At 67.3% G+C, this 17,908-nt stretch carries 10 protein-coding genes; 8 read left to right on the top strand and 2 right to left on the bottom strand.

The window, feature by feature from the left end:
• From PV419_RS39100 to PV419_RS39070, 7 genes are all read left to right on the top strand, one after another.
• On the top strand, positions 1 to 3,935 hold a 3,935-nt coding region (locus PV419_RS39100; protein WP_415925475.1), incomplete at its 5' end, for an RHS repeat-associated core domain-containing protein.
• Positions 3,936 to 3,975: 40 nt separating this feature from the next.
• Positions 3,976 to 4,206, top strand: a complete 231-nt coding sequence (locus PV419_RS39095) for a hypothetical protein (RefSeq protein ID WP_319697169.1) — start codon at positions 3,976 to 3,978, stop codon at positions 4,204 to 4,206.
• A gap of 245 nt (positions 4,207 to 4,451) precedes the next feature.
• Positions 4,452 to 9,044: a putative T7SS-secreted protein gene (locus PV419_RS39090; protein WP_415925474.1), complete on the top strand. Its 4,593-nt coding sequence runs from the start codon at positions 4,452 to 4,454 to the stop codon at positions 9,042 to 9,044.
• Positions 9,041 to 9,385, top strand: a complete 345-nt coding sequence (locus tag PV419_RS39085) for a hypothetical protein (protein WP_319697166.1) — start codon at positions 9,041 to 9,043, stop codon at positions 9,383 to 9,385. The genes PV419_RS39090 and PV419_RS39085 overlap by 4 nt, the downstream gene beginning before the upstream one ends.
• Before the next feature lie 366 nt (positions 9,386 to 9,751).
• A complete protein-coding gene (locus tag PV419_RS39080; protein ID WP_319697165.1) occupies positions 9,752 to 10,348 on the top strand; it encodes a hypothetical protein in 597 nt (198 codons plus the stop codon).
• Complete coding sequence (locus PV419_RS39075; protein WP_319697163.1) at positions 10,348 to 15,030, top strand: putative T7SS-secreted protein; 4,683 nt, start codon at positions 10,348 to 10,350, stop codon at positions 15,028 to 15,030. The genes PV419_RS39080 and PV419_RS39075 overlap by 1 nt, the downstream gene beginning before the upstream one ends.
• 53 nt (positions 15,031 to 15,083) lie before the next feature.
• Positions 15,084 to 15,626, top strand: coding sequence for a hypothetical protein (locus tag PV419_RS39070; protein ID WP_319697161.1), 543 nt, complete (start codon positions 15,084 to 15,086; stop codon positions 15,624 to 15,626).
• A gap of 491 nt (positions 15,627 to 16,117) precedes the next feature.
• Here the strand turns inward: PV419_RS39070 and PV419_RS39065 are convergent, their stop codons facing one another.
• The gene (locus PV419_RS39065; RefSeq protein WP_319697159.1) at positions 16,118 to 16,396 is read right to left on the bottom strand and encodes a DUF397 domain-containing protein; all 279 of its coding nucleotides are present in this window, start codon (positions 16,394 to 16,396) and stop codon (positions 16,118 to 16,120) included.
• 3 nt (positions 16,397 to 16,399) lie between these two features.
• Positions 16,400 to 17,260: a DUF5753 domain-containing protein gene (locus PV419_RS39060; protein ID WP_319697189.1), complete on the bottom strand. Its 861-nt coding sequence runs from the start codon at positions 17,258 to 17,260 to the stop codon at positions 16,400 to 16,402.
• Positions 17,261 to 17,411: 151 nt separating this feature from the next.
• Here PV419_RS39060 and PV419_RS39055 point away from each other — a divergent pair, with 151 nt between their 5' ends.
• Positions 17,412 to 17,747: a hypothetical protein gene (locus PV419_RS39055; RefSeq protein WP_319697157.1), complete on the top strand. Its 336-nt coding sequence runs from the start codon at positions 17,412 to 17,414 to the stop codon at positions 17,745 to 17,747.
• The last annotated feature ends 161 nt before the right edge of the window (positions 17,748 to 17,908 follow it).

The following is a 17,908-nucleotide window of genomic DNA, read 5'->3' as shown; positions in this document are numbered from 1 at the left end:
TCCTGAGCGAGGCGCGGCGGCAGCGGAACGAGGCCCATACGACCGTGAAGACCGCGGTGGAGACGGCGCGTGACAAGGCGCCGGACAAGCCCTCGTACGGCCGGCAGCTGCTGGACGGCGTGACCGGGCTGAGCCTGGACGCGTCGCATTTCGTCGGCGGCATCGTCAAGGGGACCGTGGGCATCGCCAGTTTCGCGCGGCAGATCAACCCGCTGGATCCGTACAACATCACGCATCCGGCGGAGTACGTCACCAGTCTCAACAGCACCGTCGCGGGTCTGGTGCGGGTGGCCAACGACCCCTGGGGGACGTTGGGCAACATGTGGGACACCTTCAAGAAGGACCCGGGGGAGGGCCTTGGCCGGCTGGTTCCCGAGCTGATCGGCACCAAGGGCCTCGGCGGTATCAAGAAGGCCGCGACCCTCGGCAGGCGCGCGGCGGAGATCAAGCCGCCCGGCCGCAGCCTCCTGGACGAGGGCGGACCCCACCAGCGCGGCACCCCCGACGGCGCGAAGGAGACGAAGGGCTCGGACCCGATCGACTTCGCCACGGGCAAGATGTTCCTGCCGCAGACGGACATCACCCTGCCCGGTGTGCTGCCACTGGTGTTCCGCCGGCGGGTGGAGTCGGGGTACGGGGCGGGGCGGTGGTTCGGGCCGTCGTGGGCGAGTACGGCCGATCAGCATCTGGAGATCGGGCCGGAGGGCGTGGTCTTCGTGTGCGAGGACGGACGGCTGCTGGACTATCCGCACCCCGCACCCGATGTTCCTACCCTGCCCAAGGCGGGCGTAGCGCGCTGGCCGCTGGAGCGCGGCGTCGACGGGGACTACACGGTCACCGATGTCGACACCGGCCGTACGTACTCCTTCACCGCCCCTCAGGACGGGCCAGATGGCATCGCGCCCATCGAGGAGATCCGCGACCGCAACGGCAACCGGATCAGCTTCCAGTACGGATTCGACGGCACGCCGACCGCGATCGTGCACTCGGCGGGCTACCACCTGAACCTGATCACCGAGGACGGCCGGATCACCGCGCTGCGCCTGGCGGGCGCAGCGCCCGACGGCTCCGATGTGACGGTGATCCGCTACGGCTACACCGACGGCGACCTCACCGAGGTCACCAGCTCCAGCGGTCTGCCCCTGCGGTTCGAGTACGACGACGAGAAGCGCGTCATCTCCTGGACCGACACCAACGACCGCCGCTACGACTACGTCTACGACAACCGCCACCGCTGCATCGCCGAGGGCGGCACCGAAGGCCATGTCTCCATCCGACTGGACTACCACGGCGTCGACCAGCGCACCGGCCACCGGATCACCGCCGTCACCACCGCCGCCGGCCACACCGCCAAGTACCTGATCGACGACGCCTGCCAGGTCGTCGGCGAGATCGACCAGCTGGGCGCGCACTCCCGCACCGAGTACGACCGCTACGGCCGCGCGGTGGCCCACGTCGACGCCCTCGGCCGTCGCACCGAGTACACCTACGAGGGCAACGGCCGCCCGGTGGCCCTCACCCGCCCCGACGGCAAGCAGTCAGGCGCCGCCTACAACGACCTGGGACTGCCGACCACGTTCACCGCGGTGGACGGGACCACGTGGCGACAGGAGTACGACGAGCGCGGCAACCGCGTCGCCGTCACCGACCCCGCCGGGGCCACCACCCGCTACACCTACGACGACCACGGTCGCCTGACCTCGATCACGAACGCCCTGGACGAGACCACCCGGGTCCGCTGTGATGCGGCGGGCCTGCCGGTCGGGATCACCGATCCCCTGGGCGCCGTGACCGCATACGAGCGCGACGCGTTCGGCCGCCTGGTCCGCGTCGTCGACCCGCTCGGTGTGACGACCCGGATGGAGTGGTCCGTGGAGGGCAAGCTCCTGGGGCGCACCAACCCGGACGGAACACATGAGACATGGACGTACGACGGCGAGGGCAACTGCCTCACCCATCGTGACCCGCTGGGCGGAGTGAGTGCCTATGAGTACACCCACTTCGACCTCGCCGCCGCGCGGACCGGCCCGGACGGGGCGCGCTACGCGTTCGAGCACGACGCCGAGCTGCGCCTGACCAGGGTCATCAGCCCCCAGGGCCTGACCTGGTCCTACGCGTACGACCCGGCGGGCCGGCTGATATCCGAGACCGACTTCGACGACCGCACGATCCACTACGAGTACGACGCGGCCTCCCAACTGATCGCGCGCACCGACCCGCTGGGCCGGCGCACCGCCTTCGAGCGCGATCTGCTCGGCCGTATGGTCAGCAAGGAGGCCGCCGGGCAGACCACCACCTTCGCCTACGACCTGGCCGGACGTCTGGTCTCGGCTGTGGGCCCGGATGCCGAGGTCGTTTTCCAGCGTGACCGCATGGGGCGGGTGACGTGCGAAATGGTGGGCGACCGCGTGCTGACGCACAAGTACGACGCCCTCGGCCGCCACACCCGTCGCACCACCCCCGGCGGCGCCACCACCACCTACGCCTACGACGCGGCAGGCAACCGCACCACCGTCACCGCCTCCGGCCGCACGCTCAGGTCCGAGTACGATGCCGCGGGCCGTGAGACAGGCCGTCGTATCGGCGAGGAACTGTCCCTGTCCCAGCTCTGGGACCCGGCGGGCCGTCTGGCCGAACAGTCCCTGACCGGGCCGACCATCGGGACGGTGCAGCATCGTGCCTACACCTACCGGGCCGACGGCCACCTGATCGGCATCGAGGATCAGCTGCGCGGGGCGAGCTCCTTCGAGCTGGACGCGATGGGCCGGGTCACCGCGGTCCACGCCCGGCGCTGGACCGAGACCTACGCCTATGACGAGGCGGGCAACCAGACCCACGCCACCTGGCCCGGTGAACACCCCGGCACCGAGGCGACCGGCGAGCGCGCGTACACCGGCACCCGCATCACCCGCGCCGGCCGGGTCCGTTACGAGCACGACGCGGCCGGGCGGATCACCCTGCGGCAGAAGAACCGGCTGTCGAAGAAGCCCGACACCTGGCGCTATGCGTGGGACGCCGAGGACCGGCTGACCTCCCTCACCACCCCCGACGGCACCGTCTGGCGCTACCTCTACGACCCGCTCGGCCGCCGCACCGCCAAGCAGCGGCTGGCCGCGGACGGCGAAACGGTCCTGGAGCGGACCGACTTCACCTGGGACGACACCACCCTCGTCGAGCAGACCACCACCCTCCCCGGCCGCTCCCACCTGGTGACCCTGACCTGGGACCACGACGGCCTCCGGCCGGTCGCCCAGTCCGAGCGCATCACCGACGCCACCGGGCAGCACGAGATCGACCGGCGCTTCTTCGCCATCGTCACCGACCTCGTCGGCACGCCCTCCGAGCTGGTCGACGAGACGGGCGAAATCGCCTGGCGCAGCCGCACCACCCTGTGGGGCACCACCACCTGGCCCCGGAGCAGCACGGCATACACCCCGCTGCGCTTCCCCGGCCAGTACCACGACCCGGAAAGCGGCCTGCACTACAACGTCCACCGTTACTACGATCCCGCGACCACCCGCTACCTCACGCCCGACCCGCTCGGTCTGGTCCCCGGCCCCAACCCCGTCACCTACGTCCACAACCCCCACACGTGGAGCGACCCGCTCGGACTCGCTCCGGAGTGCGGACCCGAGCATGCGGCGGTGACAGAGACCCGCGACAGCATGGGGAACGGGAGCATCCTCAGTCAGCATCCGATAACCGCTGACGAAGCCTTGGCCGCCGCCGAAAGGTTCCTTGGCGACGGCTACAGAGAGCTGGGAAACAACCGGGGAGTCTTCCGTAGCGCGGATGGTTTGCGGCAGTTCCGGATGGACCCCGATTCCATGCAGGGAAGGCATTGGCCTGACATCCCGCATGTACACTTCGAGATCTTCGCGCAGCCTGGAGACAAGAAGGCTGCCGTAAACAATCACGTTCCATTGGTTGAATAGTCCAGACAGCTGCTGTGCTGTGCGATTCCTGGGAGGCCCTTTGATCCGGATCGATGAGGTCGGGTGGATCCGCTCCGGAGACGATGCGGGAAAATATGTCAGGATCCAGGAGCTCCCCGACACCCCGCCGAGCTACATGATCCTGATGGCCTTTGACCGCGAATTCAACAACGGATACGGCGACTACTGGGTGGAAGATTTCGCATCGCTGCAGGAATTCTTCGCCGAGGGGGAATGGGTGGTCGAGTGGCCTGGGACAGGCCACTCGTGAGATGACGTGACCGGGGCCTTCGACGGCTACGGGTCAATGAGATGGTCGATCCCCCCCCGGCCATGGTCGTGCGCATGAGGACCGGTCAGGCAGGCGGCACCGGCTGGATCATTGGCAGCCAGCGCCATCCTCTTGGCACTCAGCGACAGCCATGTGATGCAGGCCCCCACGGCGGCCATCGCAGGGGCTATCACTGTGACGTAGGTATGTCGCGGTGACGACCGCTGATCGGGGGATGAGCACTCGTGGGACTTGGGGATTTCATACCGGACCCAGTGGAGAAATGGGTCGGGAAACGGGTCGAAGACGCCGGTGAGGCCGTTGACGACGCGGGCCGCCGGGTCGCCGGCGGGCTGGACGACATGGGCTGGGAGAGCGGTGCGGCCTGGGTCCGGCAGCAGAGCGGCTCGGTGGCGAACGCGCTGGGCGCGGATGTCGACGAGATGCAGTTGGGGGAGACCGAGGACCCGAAGAAACTGATCCACGGCAGCCCGGGGAAGCTGCGTTCCACGGCGAATCACCTCAAGGACTTCCAGACCGCGTTCGACAACGTGGGCAAGGGGTTACAGGGGCTGGACGCAGGCCATCTCAAGGGCGAGGCGGCGGACAAGTTCCGGAAGAGTGTGTCCGTCCAGCCGAAGAAGTGGTTCACGGCGGCGGACGCGTGCGAGAAGGCGGCGGGGGCGCTGGACAACTTCGCCGGGACGGTGGAGTGGGCGCAGAAGCAGGCCGAGGACGCCATCGCGCGCTACAAAAAGGGCAAGAAAGCGTCGGAGGAAGCTCGGTCGGCGCACAACGACAAGGTGAGCGCCTACAACAAGGCGGTGGACACGTACAACGCGGAGCCCACCGACAAGCGCGATCCCTCAAAGCTTCCCGAAAAACCCGGAGGGTTTCACGACCCGGGGACGGCCGACATCAATGCCGCGCAGGACATCCTCAAGGAGGCGCGGCGGCAGCGGAACGAGGCGCATACGACGGCGAAGGCGGCGGTGGAGACGGCGCGCGACACGGCGCCGAAGAAGCCTTCGTACGGCAAGCAACTGGTCGACGGCTGGAACGGGCTGAACCTGGACATGTCGCATTTCTATGGCGGCGTGGTCAAGGGAACCGTGGGCATGGTCAATTTCGCACGGCAGCTCGACCCCTTCTCCTACCACAACCTCACCCACCCGGCGGAGTACGGCACCAGTCTCAACAACACCGCCGCCGGACTGGTGCGGACGGCCAACGACCCCTGGGGGACGTTGGGAAACATGTGGAACACCTTCCAGAAGGACCCGGGTGAGGGGCTTGGCAGGCTGGTTCCCGAGCTGATCGGCACCAAGGGGCTCGGCGGCGCCAAGAAGGCCATCGGTCTCGGCAGGCGCGCGGCCGAGGTGAAGCCACCCGGGCGCACCCTCCTTCACGAGGGCGGCCCGGCCGAGCGGGCCAGGCCCGACGGCGGGAAGACGACCAAGGGGTCGGACCCGATCGACTTCGCGACGGGTCGGATGTTCCTGCCGCAGACGGATGTGGTGTTGCCCGGTGTGCTGCCGCTGGTGTTCCGCCGGCGGGTGGAGTCGGGGTACGGGGCGGGGCGGTGGTTCGGGCCGTCGTGGTCGAGCACGGCCGATCAGCATCTGGAGATCGGGCCGGAGGGCGTGGTCTTCGTGTGCGAGGACGGACGGCTGCTGGACTATCCGCACCCCGCACCCGATGTTCCTACCCTGCCCAAGGCGGGCGTCGCGCGCTGGCCGCTGGAGCGCGGCGTCGACGGGGACTACACGGTCACCGATGTCGACACCGGCCGCACGTACTCCTTCACCGCGCCTTCGGACAGGCCCGACGGCCTCGCGCCCATAGACGAGATCCGCGACCGCAACGGCAACCGGATCAGCTTCCACTACGCCCTCGACGGCACCCCGACGGGGATCGTCCACTCGGCGGGCTACCACCTGAAGTTCACCGCCGAGGACGGCCGGATCACCGCCCTGCACCTGGCAGGCGCCGCACCCGATCGCTCGGACGTGACGCTGCTCCGCTACGGCTACACCGACGGCAACCTCACCGAGGTCATCAACTCCTCCGGGCTGCCGCTGCGGTTCGAGTACGACGACGAGAAGCGTGTCATCTCCTGGACCGACACCAACGACCGCCGCTACGACTACATTTACGACAACCGCCACCGCTGCATCGCGGAGGGCGGCACCGAAGGCCACGCCTCCATCCGGCTGGACTACCACGCGGTGGACCAGCGCACCGGCCACCGGACCACCGCCGTCACCACCGCCTCCGGCCACACCGCCAAGTATCTGATCGATGACGCATGCCAGGTGGTCGGCGAAGTCGACCCGCTGGGCGCGCACACCCGGACCGAGTACGACCGCCACGGCCGGGTGCTCGCGCACACCGACCCGCTCGGCCGCCGCACGGAATACCGTTACGACGAGTCCGGCCGCCTGGTGGCCTTCAGCCGCCCGGACGGCAAGCAGTCCAGCGCCACCCACAACAACCTGGGTCTTCCTGTCTCGATCACGGGGGTTGACGGGACGATTCGGCGACAGGAGTACGACGAGCGCGGCAACCGCGTCGCCGTCACAGACCCGGTCGGGGCCACCACCCGCTACACCTACGACGACCACGGCCGTTTGACCGCGATCACCAACGCCCTGGACGAGACCATCCGCGTCCGCTGCGACGCGGCGGGCCTGCCGGTGGAGATCACCGACCCGCTCGGCGCGGTCACCACCTACCGGCGCGACGCGTTCGGCCGCCCCGTCGTCATCGTCGACCCGATGGGCGCGACGACCCGCCTGGCCTGGTCGGTCGAGGGCAAGCTGCTGCGCCGTATCGGCCCGGACGGGGCGCAGGAGAGCTGGACGTACGACGGTGAGGGCAACTGCACCAACCACGTCGACGCGGTGGGGGGAGTGACGTCGTACGAGTACACCCACTTCGACCTCCTCACCGCTGAGACCGGCCCGGACGGGGCACGCCACGAATTCGAGCACGACGCCGAGCTGCGCCTGACCAAGGTCACCAACCCGCACGGGCTCACCTGGCGCTATGGATACGACCCAGCGGGCCGACTGATCACGGAAACCGACTTCGACGACCGCACACTGCGCTACGAACACGACGCCGCCGGCCAGCTGATCGCGCGGACCACCGCGCTGGGCCAGACCATCGCCTACGAGCGCGATGAGCTCGGCCGTACCGTCGCGAAGGATGCCGCCGGGCGGACCACCACCTATGGCTACGACACGGCCGGGCGGCTGATCTCGGCCGCTGGACCGGACGCGGAGGTGATCCTCCAGCGGGACCGGATGGGCCGGGTGAAGTCCGAGATGGTGGCGGACCGTGTGATGACGCACCGGTACGACGCTCTGGGCCGCCGCACCCGCCGCACCACTCCCAGCGGCGCCACCACCACGTACACCTATGACCCGGCAGGCAACCGCACCGCCCTCACCGCCTCCGGCCACACCCTCGAGTTCGACCACGACGCCGCAGGCCGCGAAACGTCCCGCCGATCAGGCGACGCCCTGTCCCTGACACAGATCTGGGACCCCGCCGGACGCCTCACCGACCAAACCCTGACCGGCCCGACCGCCGACACGCTCCAGCACCGCGCGTACACCTACCGCGCCGACGGCTACCTCACCGCCATCGACGACCCGCGTACCGGCCGCCGCACCTTCGATCTCGACGCGGCCGGCCGCGTCACCACGGTCCGGGCGCAGGGCTGGACCGAGAGCTACGCGTACGACGCGGCGGGCAACCAGACCCGGGCATCCTGGCCGGACAGGCACCCCGGCGCCGAAGCGACCGGCCCTCGCGCGTACACGGGCACGCGCATCACCCGCGCGGGAAACATCCGCTACGAACACGACGACGCGGGCCGCCTCACCCTCCGCCAGAAGACCCGCCTGTCGAAGAAGCCCGACACCTGGCACTACACCTGGGACGCCGAGGACCGCCTCACGTCTGTCACCACCCCAGACGGCACGGTGTGGCGCTACCTCTACGACCCCTTCGGCCGCCGCACCGCCAAGCAACGCCCGGCGGCTGACGGCACGGTCCTGGAGCAAGTGGACTTCACCTGGGACGGCTCCACCCTCGTAGAGGAAACCACCACCACACCGGACCTTCTCCACCCCATCACCCTCACCTGGGACCACGACGGCCTGCACCCCATTGCCCAGACCGAGCGCATCACCGACCCCTCGACCCAACGCGACGTCGATCAGCGCTTCTTCGCCATCGTCACCGACCTGATCGGCACCCCCACCGAACTCGTCGACGAATCAGGCGAAATCGCCTGGCGCACCCGCACGACCCTGTGGGGCACCACCACCTGGGCCGCCACGAGTACCGCCTACACGCCTCTCCGCTTCCCCGGCCAGTACTACGATCCCGAAACCGGCCTCCACTACAACTTCCACCGCTACTACGACCCCACCACCGCCCGCTACCTCACCCCCGACCCCCTCGGCCTGGCTCCTGCGCCGAACCCTCAGGCATATGTACATAACCCGCACACATGGCAGGACCCGCTCGGTCTGCAAGGGTGCGGAGACAAACAGCCCCCGCTGAAGTCACTGCATCCGGACAGCTCGCTTGACAAGAGTTCGTTGGACTTCTGGCACAAGCAGGACACGGAAGACATCGTCTACTCGCTGAGGCCTGGGGCGCATGAACCGCTGATCGTCAAGCCGGATGGAACGATCATGAACGGAAATACCAGGATCGCGGTTCTGCGGTCGCGTGGTTACGACGTCGATTCGTTGCCGCGCGAGTCCTATGGTGGCGGTCGGCCAATGACGGACGATGATTTCTGGAACATGGACCAATGAACGTTCGGGATCAGGTTCTGGCGACGCTGAACTCGGAGTCCAGGGAAGTGTTCCTGGTGGCCCTGGGGCATCGGCTGGGGATCTCTGCCCGCGATATCTTCACCGGAGACGGCGGGCGTGAATTGTGGCAGGCTCGAGCCTGCAACGAGATGATGATTACCATTTGGTCGCAGCTGTGGGCAACGAAGGAACCCCAGGCAGGCGGATATCCGGATCCGGACTTCCTTTCAAGCCTGGTGAGCAAGGCCGACGCGGGAGATGCGCGATCGCACCTTCGGAACGCGATCGAAAGTGCCTTGCGGGCGGTACGCGATGCCGGGGGCACACAACCGCGGAGCTAGAACGGCCTCGATGCGGCCAGTGGAGACGGTGTAACCCGCTACACCTCCGCGACTAAGGCGCTCTCTGCCCCGCGCCCCCGCCCGTTCCTAGCCTCCTGACCGGAGAAGGTGAGCCAGCCGATCACTGGGGGAGAGCGTACGAATGCGCAGGCGTCGACAACGCGACACGCCCGCAAATGACGGTGACACTCCGTCGCGTGTCGAATACCGTTGCGTAGCACGGGGGTTCGACCAGGGAGGGCAAGGGGGCGTGATGGGCCTGTTGGGGCGGATTGCGATGCGAGGGGCTGGTTGCCGCGAACTCACTACGCGCGTAGTGGGGCTCAGACCTGCCCTGTGCATCGTCCCGCCCGGGGAGGGCCCCCGATGAGCGGCGGTGGCGGGGGTGGCGGCAAGGAGCCGGACCTGAAGCTGGACAAGGAAGCGTTACAGGACATCACCAAGGGGTTGCGGGCGGCCATCAGCGAGTTGAAGGACATCGGGACGGCGACGGACGCGGTGATCGGGTCGGGGTTCGACGAGCTGTCGCTGACGTCGATGGAGGCGGGGCACAACGGGTTGGCGAAGGACTTCGAGGACTTCTGTGAGTGCTGGGAGTGGGGGGTGCGCGGCCTGATCCAGGACGCGAACAAGCTGGCTAAGAAGGTGGGTCTCGCGGCGGGGATGCAGTGGGAGGAGGACCGGTACATCGAGGGCACGTACAAGGTGGTGGCGAACTCGTTGACCGGCAACCCGCATCTGAGCGAGGAGGAGGTCACCCAGAAGGACTGGGGGGAGATTTACTCGGCCTGGCGTCCGGACTACAGCAGCGAGTCGTACGAGAAGGCGGGCGAGGAGATCCGGGGCACCTGGCAGGCCACGAACGACAAGATGTCCGGCACCAGCCTCATCGCTCAATATGCCGCCCCGCCCGCCGAGCAGGGTGGCGAACAGGGCGGGGAGCAGGACGGCGGTGCGGGCTGATGGGTGGACTTGACCTGACGCCCGACTGGGTCGATAACGCGGTCGAAAAGGGCACGGAGATCGTCGGTGACGGCATCGAGTGGGGCGGCAACAAGGTCGCCGACGGCCTGGACAAGGTGGGCCTGGAGGGCGGCGCGGACTGGGTCCGTGACAAGTCCCGTTCGGCGGCGAACCAGCTGGGCGCGGACGTCGCCGAGATGCAGCTGGACGAGACCGAGAACCCCAAGAAGCTGATCTACGGCAGCGCGAGCAAGATCCGCTCGACGGCAAGCCATCTGCGGGACTTCAAGAAGGCGTTCAACGACGTCGGGGACGGTCTGAAGCGGCTGGACTCGGCGCACTGGAAGGGCAAGGCGGCGGACGCGTTCCGCGAGGAGGTGGCGGTCGAGCCGAAGAAGTGGTTCAAGGCCGCCGACGCCTGTGAGAAGGCCGCGCTCGCGATGGAGACGTTCGCGGGCACGGTGGAGTGGGCGCAGTCCCAGGCGCAGGAGGCGATCAACGACTACAAGGCCGCGAAGAAGGCCTCACTCGACGCGGTAAAGGCGTACAACAAGAACGTCGAGGCGTACAACGCGGCCGTCGAGGACGGCAAGGAAGGCTGCAAGCCGGGGAAGTTCCACGACCCGGGCCCGGGGAAGGCCAAGCTGGCGCAGCAGAAGCTGGACGAGGCCCGCCGCCAGCGCAACGAGGCGGCCGACACCGCCCGTACGGCGGTCAAGGCCGCGCGGGACGCGGCGCCGCCCAAGCCGTCGTACTTCGAGCAGGCGGAGGACGGCCTGACGGGCCTGAAGCTGGACGCCACGCACTTCACCGCGGGCGTACTCAAGGGCGGCGCGGGGATCTTCGGCTTCGCGCGCAGCCTCAACCCGCTGGACCCGTACAACATCACGCATCCGGCCGAGTACGCGACGGGCCTGAACAACACGGCGGCGGGTCTGGTCAACCTGGCCAACGACCCCTATGGCGCGGGCAGGCAGGCGCTGAACGGGTTCGCCAAGGACCCCGGGGAGGGCTTGGGCAGGCTCGTCCCCGAAGCGGTGGGTGCCAAGGGGATCGGCGCGGTGCGCAAGGGCGCCACGGCGGGCAAGTACGGCCGGCGTGCGCGGAGTGGCGCGCGCAAGTCCCTGGACGAGAACGGGCCGAACGCCCATGGACAGCCGGATGCCAAGAAGACCACCGACGGCACGGACCCGGTCGATCTGGCCACAGGGAAGATGTTCCTGCCGCAGACGGACGCGGCCCTGCCCGGGGCCCTGCCGCTGGTCTTCCGTCGCCGAGTGGAGTCCGGCTACACAGCCGGGCGCTGGTTCGGTCCGTCGTGGTCGAGCACGGCCGACCAGCGGCTGGAGATCGACGCCGAAGGCGTTGTCTTCATCAGCGAGGACGGCCTGCTGCTGTCCTACCCCCACCCCGCACCCGACCTGCCCACACTCCCTGTGACAGGCCCCCGCTGGCCGCTCGAACGGGACGGACACGGTGACTACACGCTCACCGACCCGTCCAGCGGCCACATCCGCCACTTCTCCGGGCCGCGGGACGGCGGAGACGGGGTCGCGCGGCTGGGGCAGATATCCGACCGCTCGGGCCACTTCATCACCTTTGAATACGACCCCGACGGCACCCCGCTCGCCATCGCCCACTCCGCCGGCTACCACCTGAAGCTGACCACCCAGGACGGCCGGATCACCGCCCTCCACCTGGCAGGCGCCGCCCCCGACGGCACCGACCAGGAACTGCTCCGCTACGGCTACGCCGACGGCAACCTCACCGAGGTCATCAACTCCTCTGGTCTGCCGCTGCGCTTCGGGTACGACGACGAGCGCCGCGTCGTCTCCTGGACCGACACCAACGACCGCCGCTACGACTACGTCTACGACAACCGCGACCGCTGCATCGCCGAAGGCGGCGAAGCGGGCCACATATCCATCCGTATTGATTACGACCGCGTCGACCAGGCCACCGGCCACCGCATCACCACCGTTACGACGGCTGACGGCCATGCCACCCGTTACCTGGTCAACGACGCCTGCCAGATCGTCGCCGTCACCGACCCTCTCGGACACACCACCCGCACCACGTACGACCGCCACGACCGGCCCCTCACCAGGACCGACCCGCTGGGCCACACCACCACCTACACCTACGACGAGGCAGGCCACCTCACAAAAATCACCGGCCCGGACGGCCACGAGACCACCGCCGCGTACAACGCCCTGGGCTTACCCACGTCCGTGACCGGCCCGGACGGCGCCACGTGGAGCCAGTCCTATGACGAGGCGGGCCACCGCACCAGCGTCACCGACCCGGCCGGCCACACCACCCGCTATACCTATGACGACGGCGGCCACTTGATCGCCATCACTGACGCGCTGGGCCAGATCACGGGCGTGCGTTGTGACGCGGCGGGTCTGCCGGCCGAGATCACCGATCCCCTCGGCGCCACCACCCGCTACCAGCGCGACGCCTTCGGCCGCCCGATCGTCCTCACCGACCCCCTGGGCCACACCACGCACCTGCAGTGGACGGTGGAAGGCAAGCTCGCCGCCCGCACGAACCCGGACGGGATGACGGAGGCCTGGACGTACGACGGCGAGGGCAACTGCACGCAGAGCGTTGACGCGGTGGGTGGGGTGACCTCGTACGAGTACACCCACTTCGACCTGCTGGCCGCCCGCACCGGCCCGGATGGCGTGCGCTACGAGTTCGCCCACGACGCCCACCTGCACCTGACTCAGGTCACCAATCCCCAGGGTCTGACCTGGACCTACGACTACGACCCGGCCGGCCGTCTGGTTGCGGAGACGGACTTCGACAACCGCACCCTGACCTACACCCACGATGCGGCAGACCGCCTCACGGCCCACACCAACCCAATGGGCCAGACGGTCAACTTCGAGCATGACGCAGCGGGCCGCGTCACCAGTAAGAACGTCGACGACCGCGTCACCCACTACACCTACGACCCCGCAGGCCGTCTCCTCCAGGCCACCGGCCCTGATTCCGAGGTGGTCTACCAGCGCGACCGAATGGGCCGCGTCAAGGCGGAAATGATCAACGGCCGGGTCCTCACTCACGCCTTCGACGCCTTAGGCCGCCGCACCCGCCGCACCACGCCCACCGGCGCCACCACCACGTACACCTATGACGCGGCGGACAACCGCACGACCCTCACCGCCTCCGGCCACACCATCGCCTTCGACCACGACGCCGCAGGCCGCGAGACCACCCGCCGGATCGGTGGCGAGCTGACCCTGTCCCAGCTCTGGGACCCGGCGGGCCGTCTCACCGAACAGACGCTGACCGGACCAACCGCCGACACAAGCCACCACCGGGCTTACACCTACCGCGCCGACGGCTACGTCACCGCGATAGACGACCGCCGCACCGGCCACCGCACCTTCGACCTCGACGCGGCGGGCCGAGTCACCACGGTCCGAGCGCAGGGCTGGACCGAGAGCTACGCGTACGACGAGGCGGGCAACCAGACCCAGGCCAACTGGCCCAGCGCCCATCCCGCCCAGGAATCAACCGGCACCCGCGCCTACACCGGCACCCAGATCACCCGCGCGGGAAACATCCGCTACGAGCACGACGACGCGGGCCGTCTCATTCTCCGCCAGAAGACCCGGCTCTCCAAGAAGCCCGACACTTGGCGTTACTCGTGGGACGCCGAGGACCGCCTCACCACGGTGACCACACCTGACGGCACGGTGTGGCGCTATCTGTACGACCCTTTCGGCCGCCGCACCGCGAAGCAGCGGCTGGCGCCCGACGGCGAAACGGTCGTGGAGCAGGCGGACTTCACCTGGGACGGCTCCGTCCTTGTCGAACAGACCACCACCACGCCCGAACTTCCCCACCCGGTCACCCTCACCTGGGACCACGACGGCCTGCACCCCATCGCCCAGATGGAGCGCATCACCGAGGCCACCACCCAGCAGGAGATCGACCAGCGCTTCTACGCCATCGTCACCGACCTCGTCGGCACGCCCACCGAACTCATCGACGAAACAGGTCACATCGCCTGGCACACCCGCGCCACCCTCTGGGGCACCACAACTTGGGCCACGAGCAGCACCACTTACACGCCCCTCCGCTTCCCTGGCCAGTACTACGACCCCGAAACCGGCCTCCACTACAACCACCACCGCTACTACGACCCCACCACCGCCCGCTACCTCACCCCCGACCCCCTCGGCTTGGACGCGGGCCCCAACCCCTGCCGCTACGTACTCAACCCCCTGATTGCGGCAGACTACTTGGGGCTGTACACCTGTAAGCAGAACGCGGACAAACTTCGCAAAAACATGGCCCGAGAGGGGCGAGCGCCACTGCCCAAGCAAGCTGCGGCACACATAGTTCCTTCCGGCGGCACCCACGGCCACTGGGCACCTGGCGCCCGAAGCCGCGCCTTGCTAGAAAGGTACGGAATTGACATCAACGACGCAGCCAATGGCATTGGGCTAGGTCATTCGCGGCCCCATAATTACACCCATCGCCGAGACTTCATGCAACGCGTCAATCAGCATTTGGAGACATTTGTGGAAACCAGGGTGGACGAAGGGTATGGCGCGCGCGCCATTCGCACCGCACTCCGTAGAGAACTGCGCGCCATCGGACGGGAGATCGAGAGCGAACTTGCCAGTGGGGCTCCAAGCTCGAGCGCATTTTGGACGGCTTAATGATGTCCGGCACCCCAAAGCGCCCAAATTCGGTGTACCGCATGTTGCCAAGCTTGGGAAACTTCCGAACGATCCTTTTCGGCAGCTCAATCAGGAAAGTTATGCGCTGGCAACGTACCGGCGCCCCAGCGGATCGACCTGCCGCAGTTCGAGCGGAATGGGACGGCGACCCGAGGCTGCGCAAAACAGATTTTCCATCTGGGTATCCGGGTGCTCCTGTTTTCAGTCGCCGCGTTGCTGATCTCCTCAAAGGCGACCTGTCGACGGCTGGCAGCTTCGTGCCGGTACTGTTCGACGACGCCGATGCGGAAGAATATTTCCTCTACCTCGTGGAGGAAGTGGTCGACTGCTTGGATACTCGCAGGTCGTCGAAGCCGAAAAAAGCGGGTGGGCAGATCAAGAACGCAGTCTTTCATGTAGATGCCCTACCAGTTCATCTACCCGCATTCCGGGTGCCGGAATACCAGGGTGGAATCTATTGGAACGGGTGGGCAGTGGACCGAGTGAGAGAACTTCTTGGTGATGACCTCGAGGTACGTCTGGTTTGGTCGGAGGACCCAACTCTTACGCCACATCACAACCCTATGGGATTTTGACCAATGCCGGGCGTGGGCCGTCGTGGCTCGTTCGGTGTGCTCTGAGGCATGCCGTCTGAGAGTCCTGTGCATTTTGCAGTCGTCCGAAGCCTTCAGGTAATAAGATGAGAGTTCGGTAACGAGATGGTGATCCTCCTCGGACTGCCACTTCTCGGTATGGACGATCCACGCGATGAGGCGACGCCGGTATCTGCGGCGAGAGTAAGTGAAGCAGTTGTGAGTGAATAATGGGCTTGAGCCTCTACCCGGACGGCAGTGGCACAGATCGCCTTGAGCCGAGTTGGTCGTACTCAGGTTTCGATACGTTCCGAAGTGCACTTGCAGCGGCCGGGGGTATCGATCTTCAGGCGATGCAAGGCTTTGGAGGTGACCGGTCGTGGAGCGGTGATCTCGTGTCGGTCCTCGAAGTCTGTGTACAACTGGATGTTCCCATGGTCTTCGCGTGAACATGGCGGTTTTTGTGTGGTCCGGTACTGGGTACGTCCGGGGTTTCAATGGCAGCTCTGCGAGTCGGTGAGATGGTCGAACCCGCCCTCCTTGGCCGCGCGTATGAAGACGCCGAGGGTGGCGGGGGTGGCGGTGAGGGTGACGTCTGGGTCGTCGCTCTCGCGGATTTTGATGGCGTCGGGGGTGGGGGCGGCGATGTTGAGGCAGTTGGCCGCCTCGGCGCTGTGAGAGGACTTCCGCCAGTCAGCGGGGACGCGCGCGATGTTTACGCAGCTGTTTCCCTCGCCGCAGTAGGATGACTTCTGCCAGTTGATGGTCTGCACCTTCTATGCCCTTCCTAGGCTTCGCTCGATGCCATGGATGAATGCACGCGACTCTTCCGCTTCGAGAGCAACCTCTTCCAATCGCTCCAGGAGGGTGCGGTATTTCTGCAGCTGGGCCTCGGCGTCGAGAAACACGGGTCCGTGGGACTGGTCGAGCTGAACAGTGTCGAGTTGAGGAACGGGGCCGACTGCGTAGAACACAGCCTGTCCAGATCCAGGGAAAGCGCCGGTGTCGAATGGGATGACCCGGATCGTGATGTGATCCCGCTCGCTCATCTCGAGCAGATGCCGCAGCTGGCTACGCGCGATCTCGGTACCGCCGAACTTCATGCGCAGAGCTGCTTCATGGATGACGGCGGTCAGTGGTACGGGGTTGTCGCGGTAAAGGACTGCTTGCCGCTTGATGCGGTGTGACACGCGGTGCTCCACCTCGTGCGGCGGGAGGGCCGGGACGACCTGACGAAAGACCGTGCGGGCGTGCTCTGGTGTCTGTAGTAACCCAGGAATATGGATGGCGTGCGCGATGCGGAAGCCAGCGGCGTGATGCTCAAGTTCAGCCAGATCGAGAAGCCCGGCGGGCAGGGTCCCTCGGTACTCCTCCCACCACTGGCGTCCGCGCTCTCCGGTCATGCCGGCCAGGGCGTCGATGAGGGCTTCGTCGGTGCATGAGTAGTTGCAGGCGAGCGTCCGCACCCGGTCCGCGCTCACCCCGTGGCGCCCCGCCTCGATGTTGCTGATCTGGGTCTGGTTGCTGCCCAGGAGGCCCGCTGCCGCTGCCGCTGACATCCCAGCACGCTCGCGGAGCTTCCGAAGCTCCGCGCCCAGGCGTTGCCGTCGCACGGTTGGAGGGTTGCTGGGCGGCATGGTCCTTCTCTCTTGCCCGTTCACGGGCCCCTTGGTCACCCACAAGAGGGTACTTGTAAAGCTTTTGATGCAAGTCGAGTAAACCATTAGAGGTTGCACGCTAGGTTGTGAGCCAGGCCACTCCAACTCCTCCTCTTGACAGGAGACATGCATGGACACCGTATCCGCGCAGAACACCCAACCCGCCCCGTACGACATCGACAACGAGCTGTGCGAACTCGCTCTGGACAACGCCCCGCGCGTCTTCGCCGTCACCGTCCAGTACGACGTGGCCCCAGGCGAGCCGGACGGTGAGATCGCCGCCTGGGGGCTGGCCTACGAGGACGGGAGCGCCCACGTCGTCACGGCCGACGGACAGCACCGGCTCAGCCTCAAGTCACCCGAGCGCGCCACCTGGTGGTTCGGGCGGCGGGACAACACCACCGCCCGGCTCCTCTGGTTCGCCGCGCCGTCCGCACCCACCTTCCAGCCGGTCCAGGCGGCCTGAAGCGCGCACGGGCCGCGCGACCCCCGGGGGCGCGGCCCGTGTCCGAGACGAACTCGCTGCGCCCAATACCGAATGACTTTCGGGCCCAAAGCCTGAGTTGCGGTGAGTATGGGACAGCGACACGCCGTGGTGTCGGCGTGTCGCTGTCCCATACTCACCAC

The organism is Streptomyces sp. ME19-01-6, from assembly GCF_033793745.1.
Lineage (GTDB): Bacteria > Actinomycetota > Actinomycetes > Streptomycetales > Streptomycetaceae > Streptomyces.
This window is presented reverse-complemented; position numbering and strand designations above follow the sequence as displayed.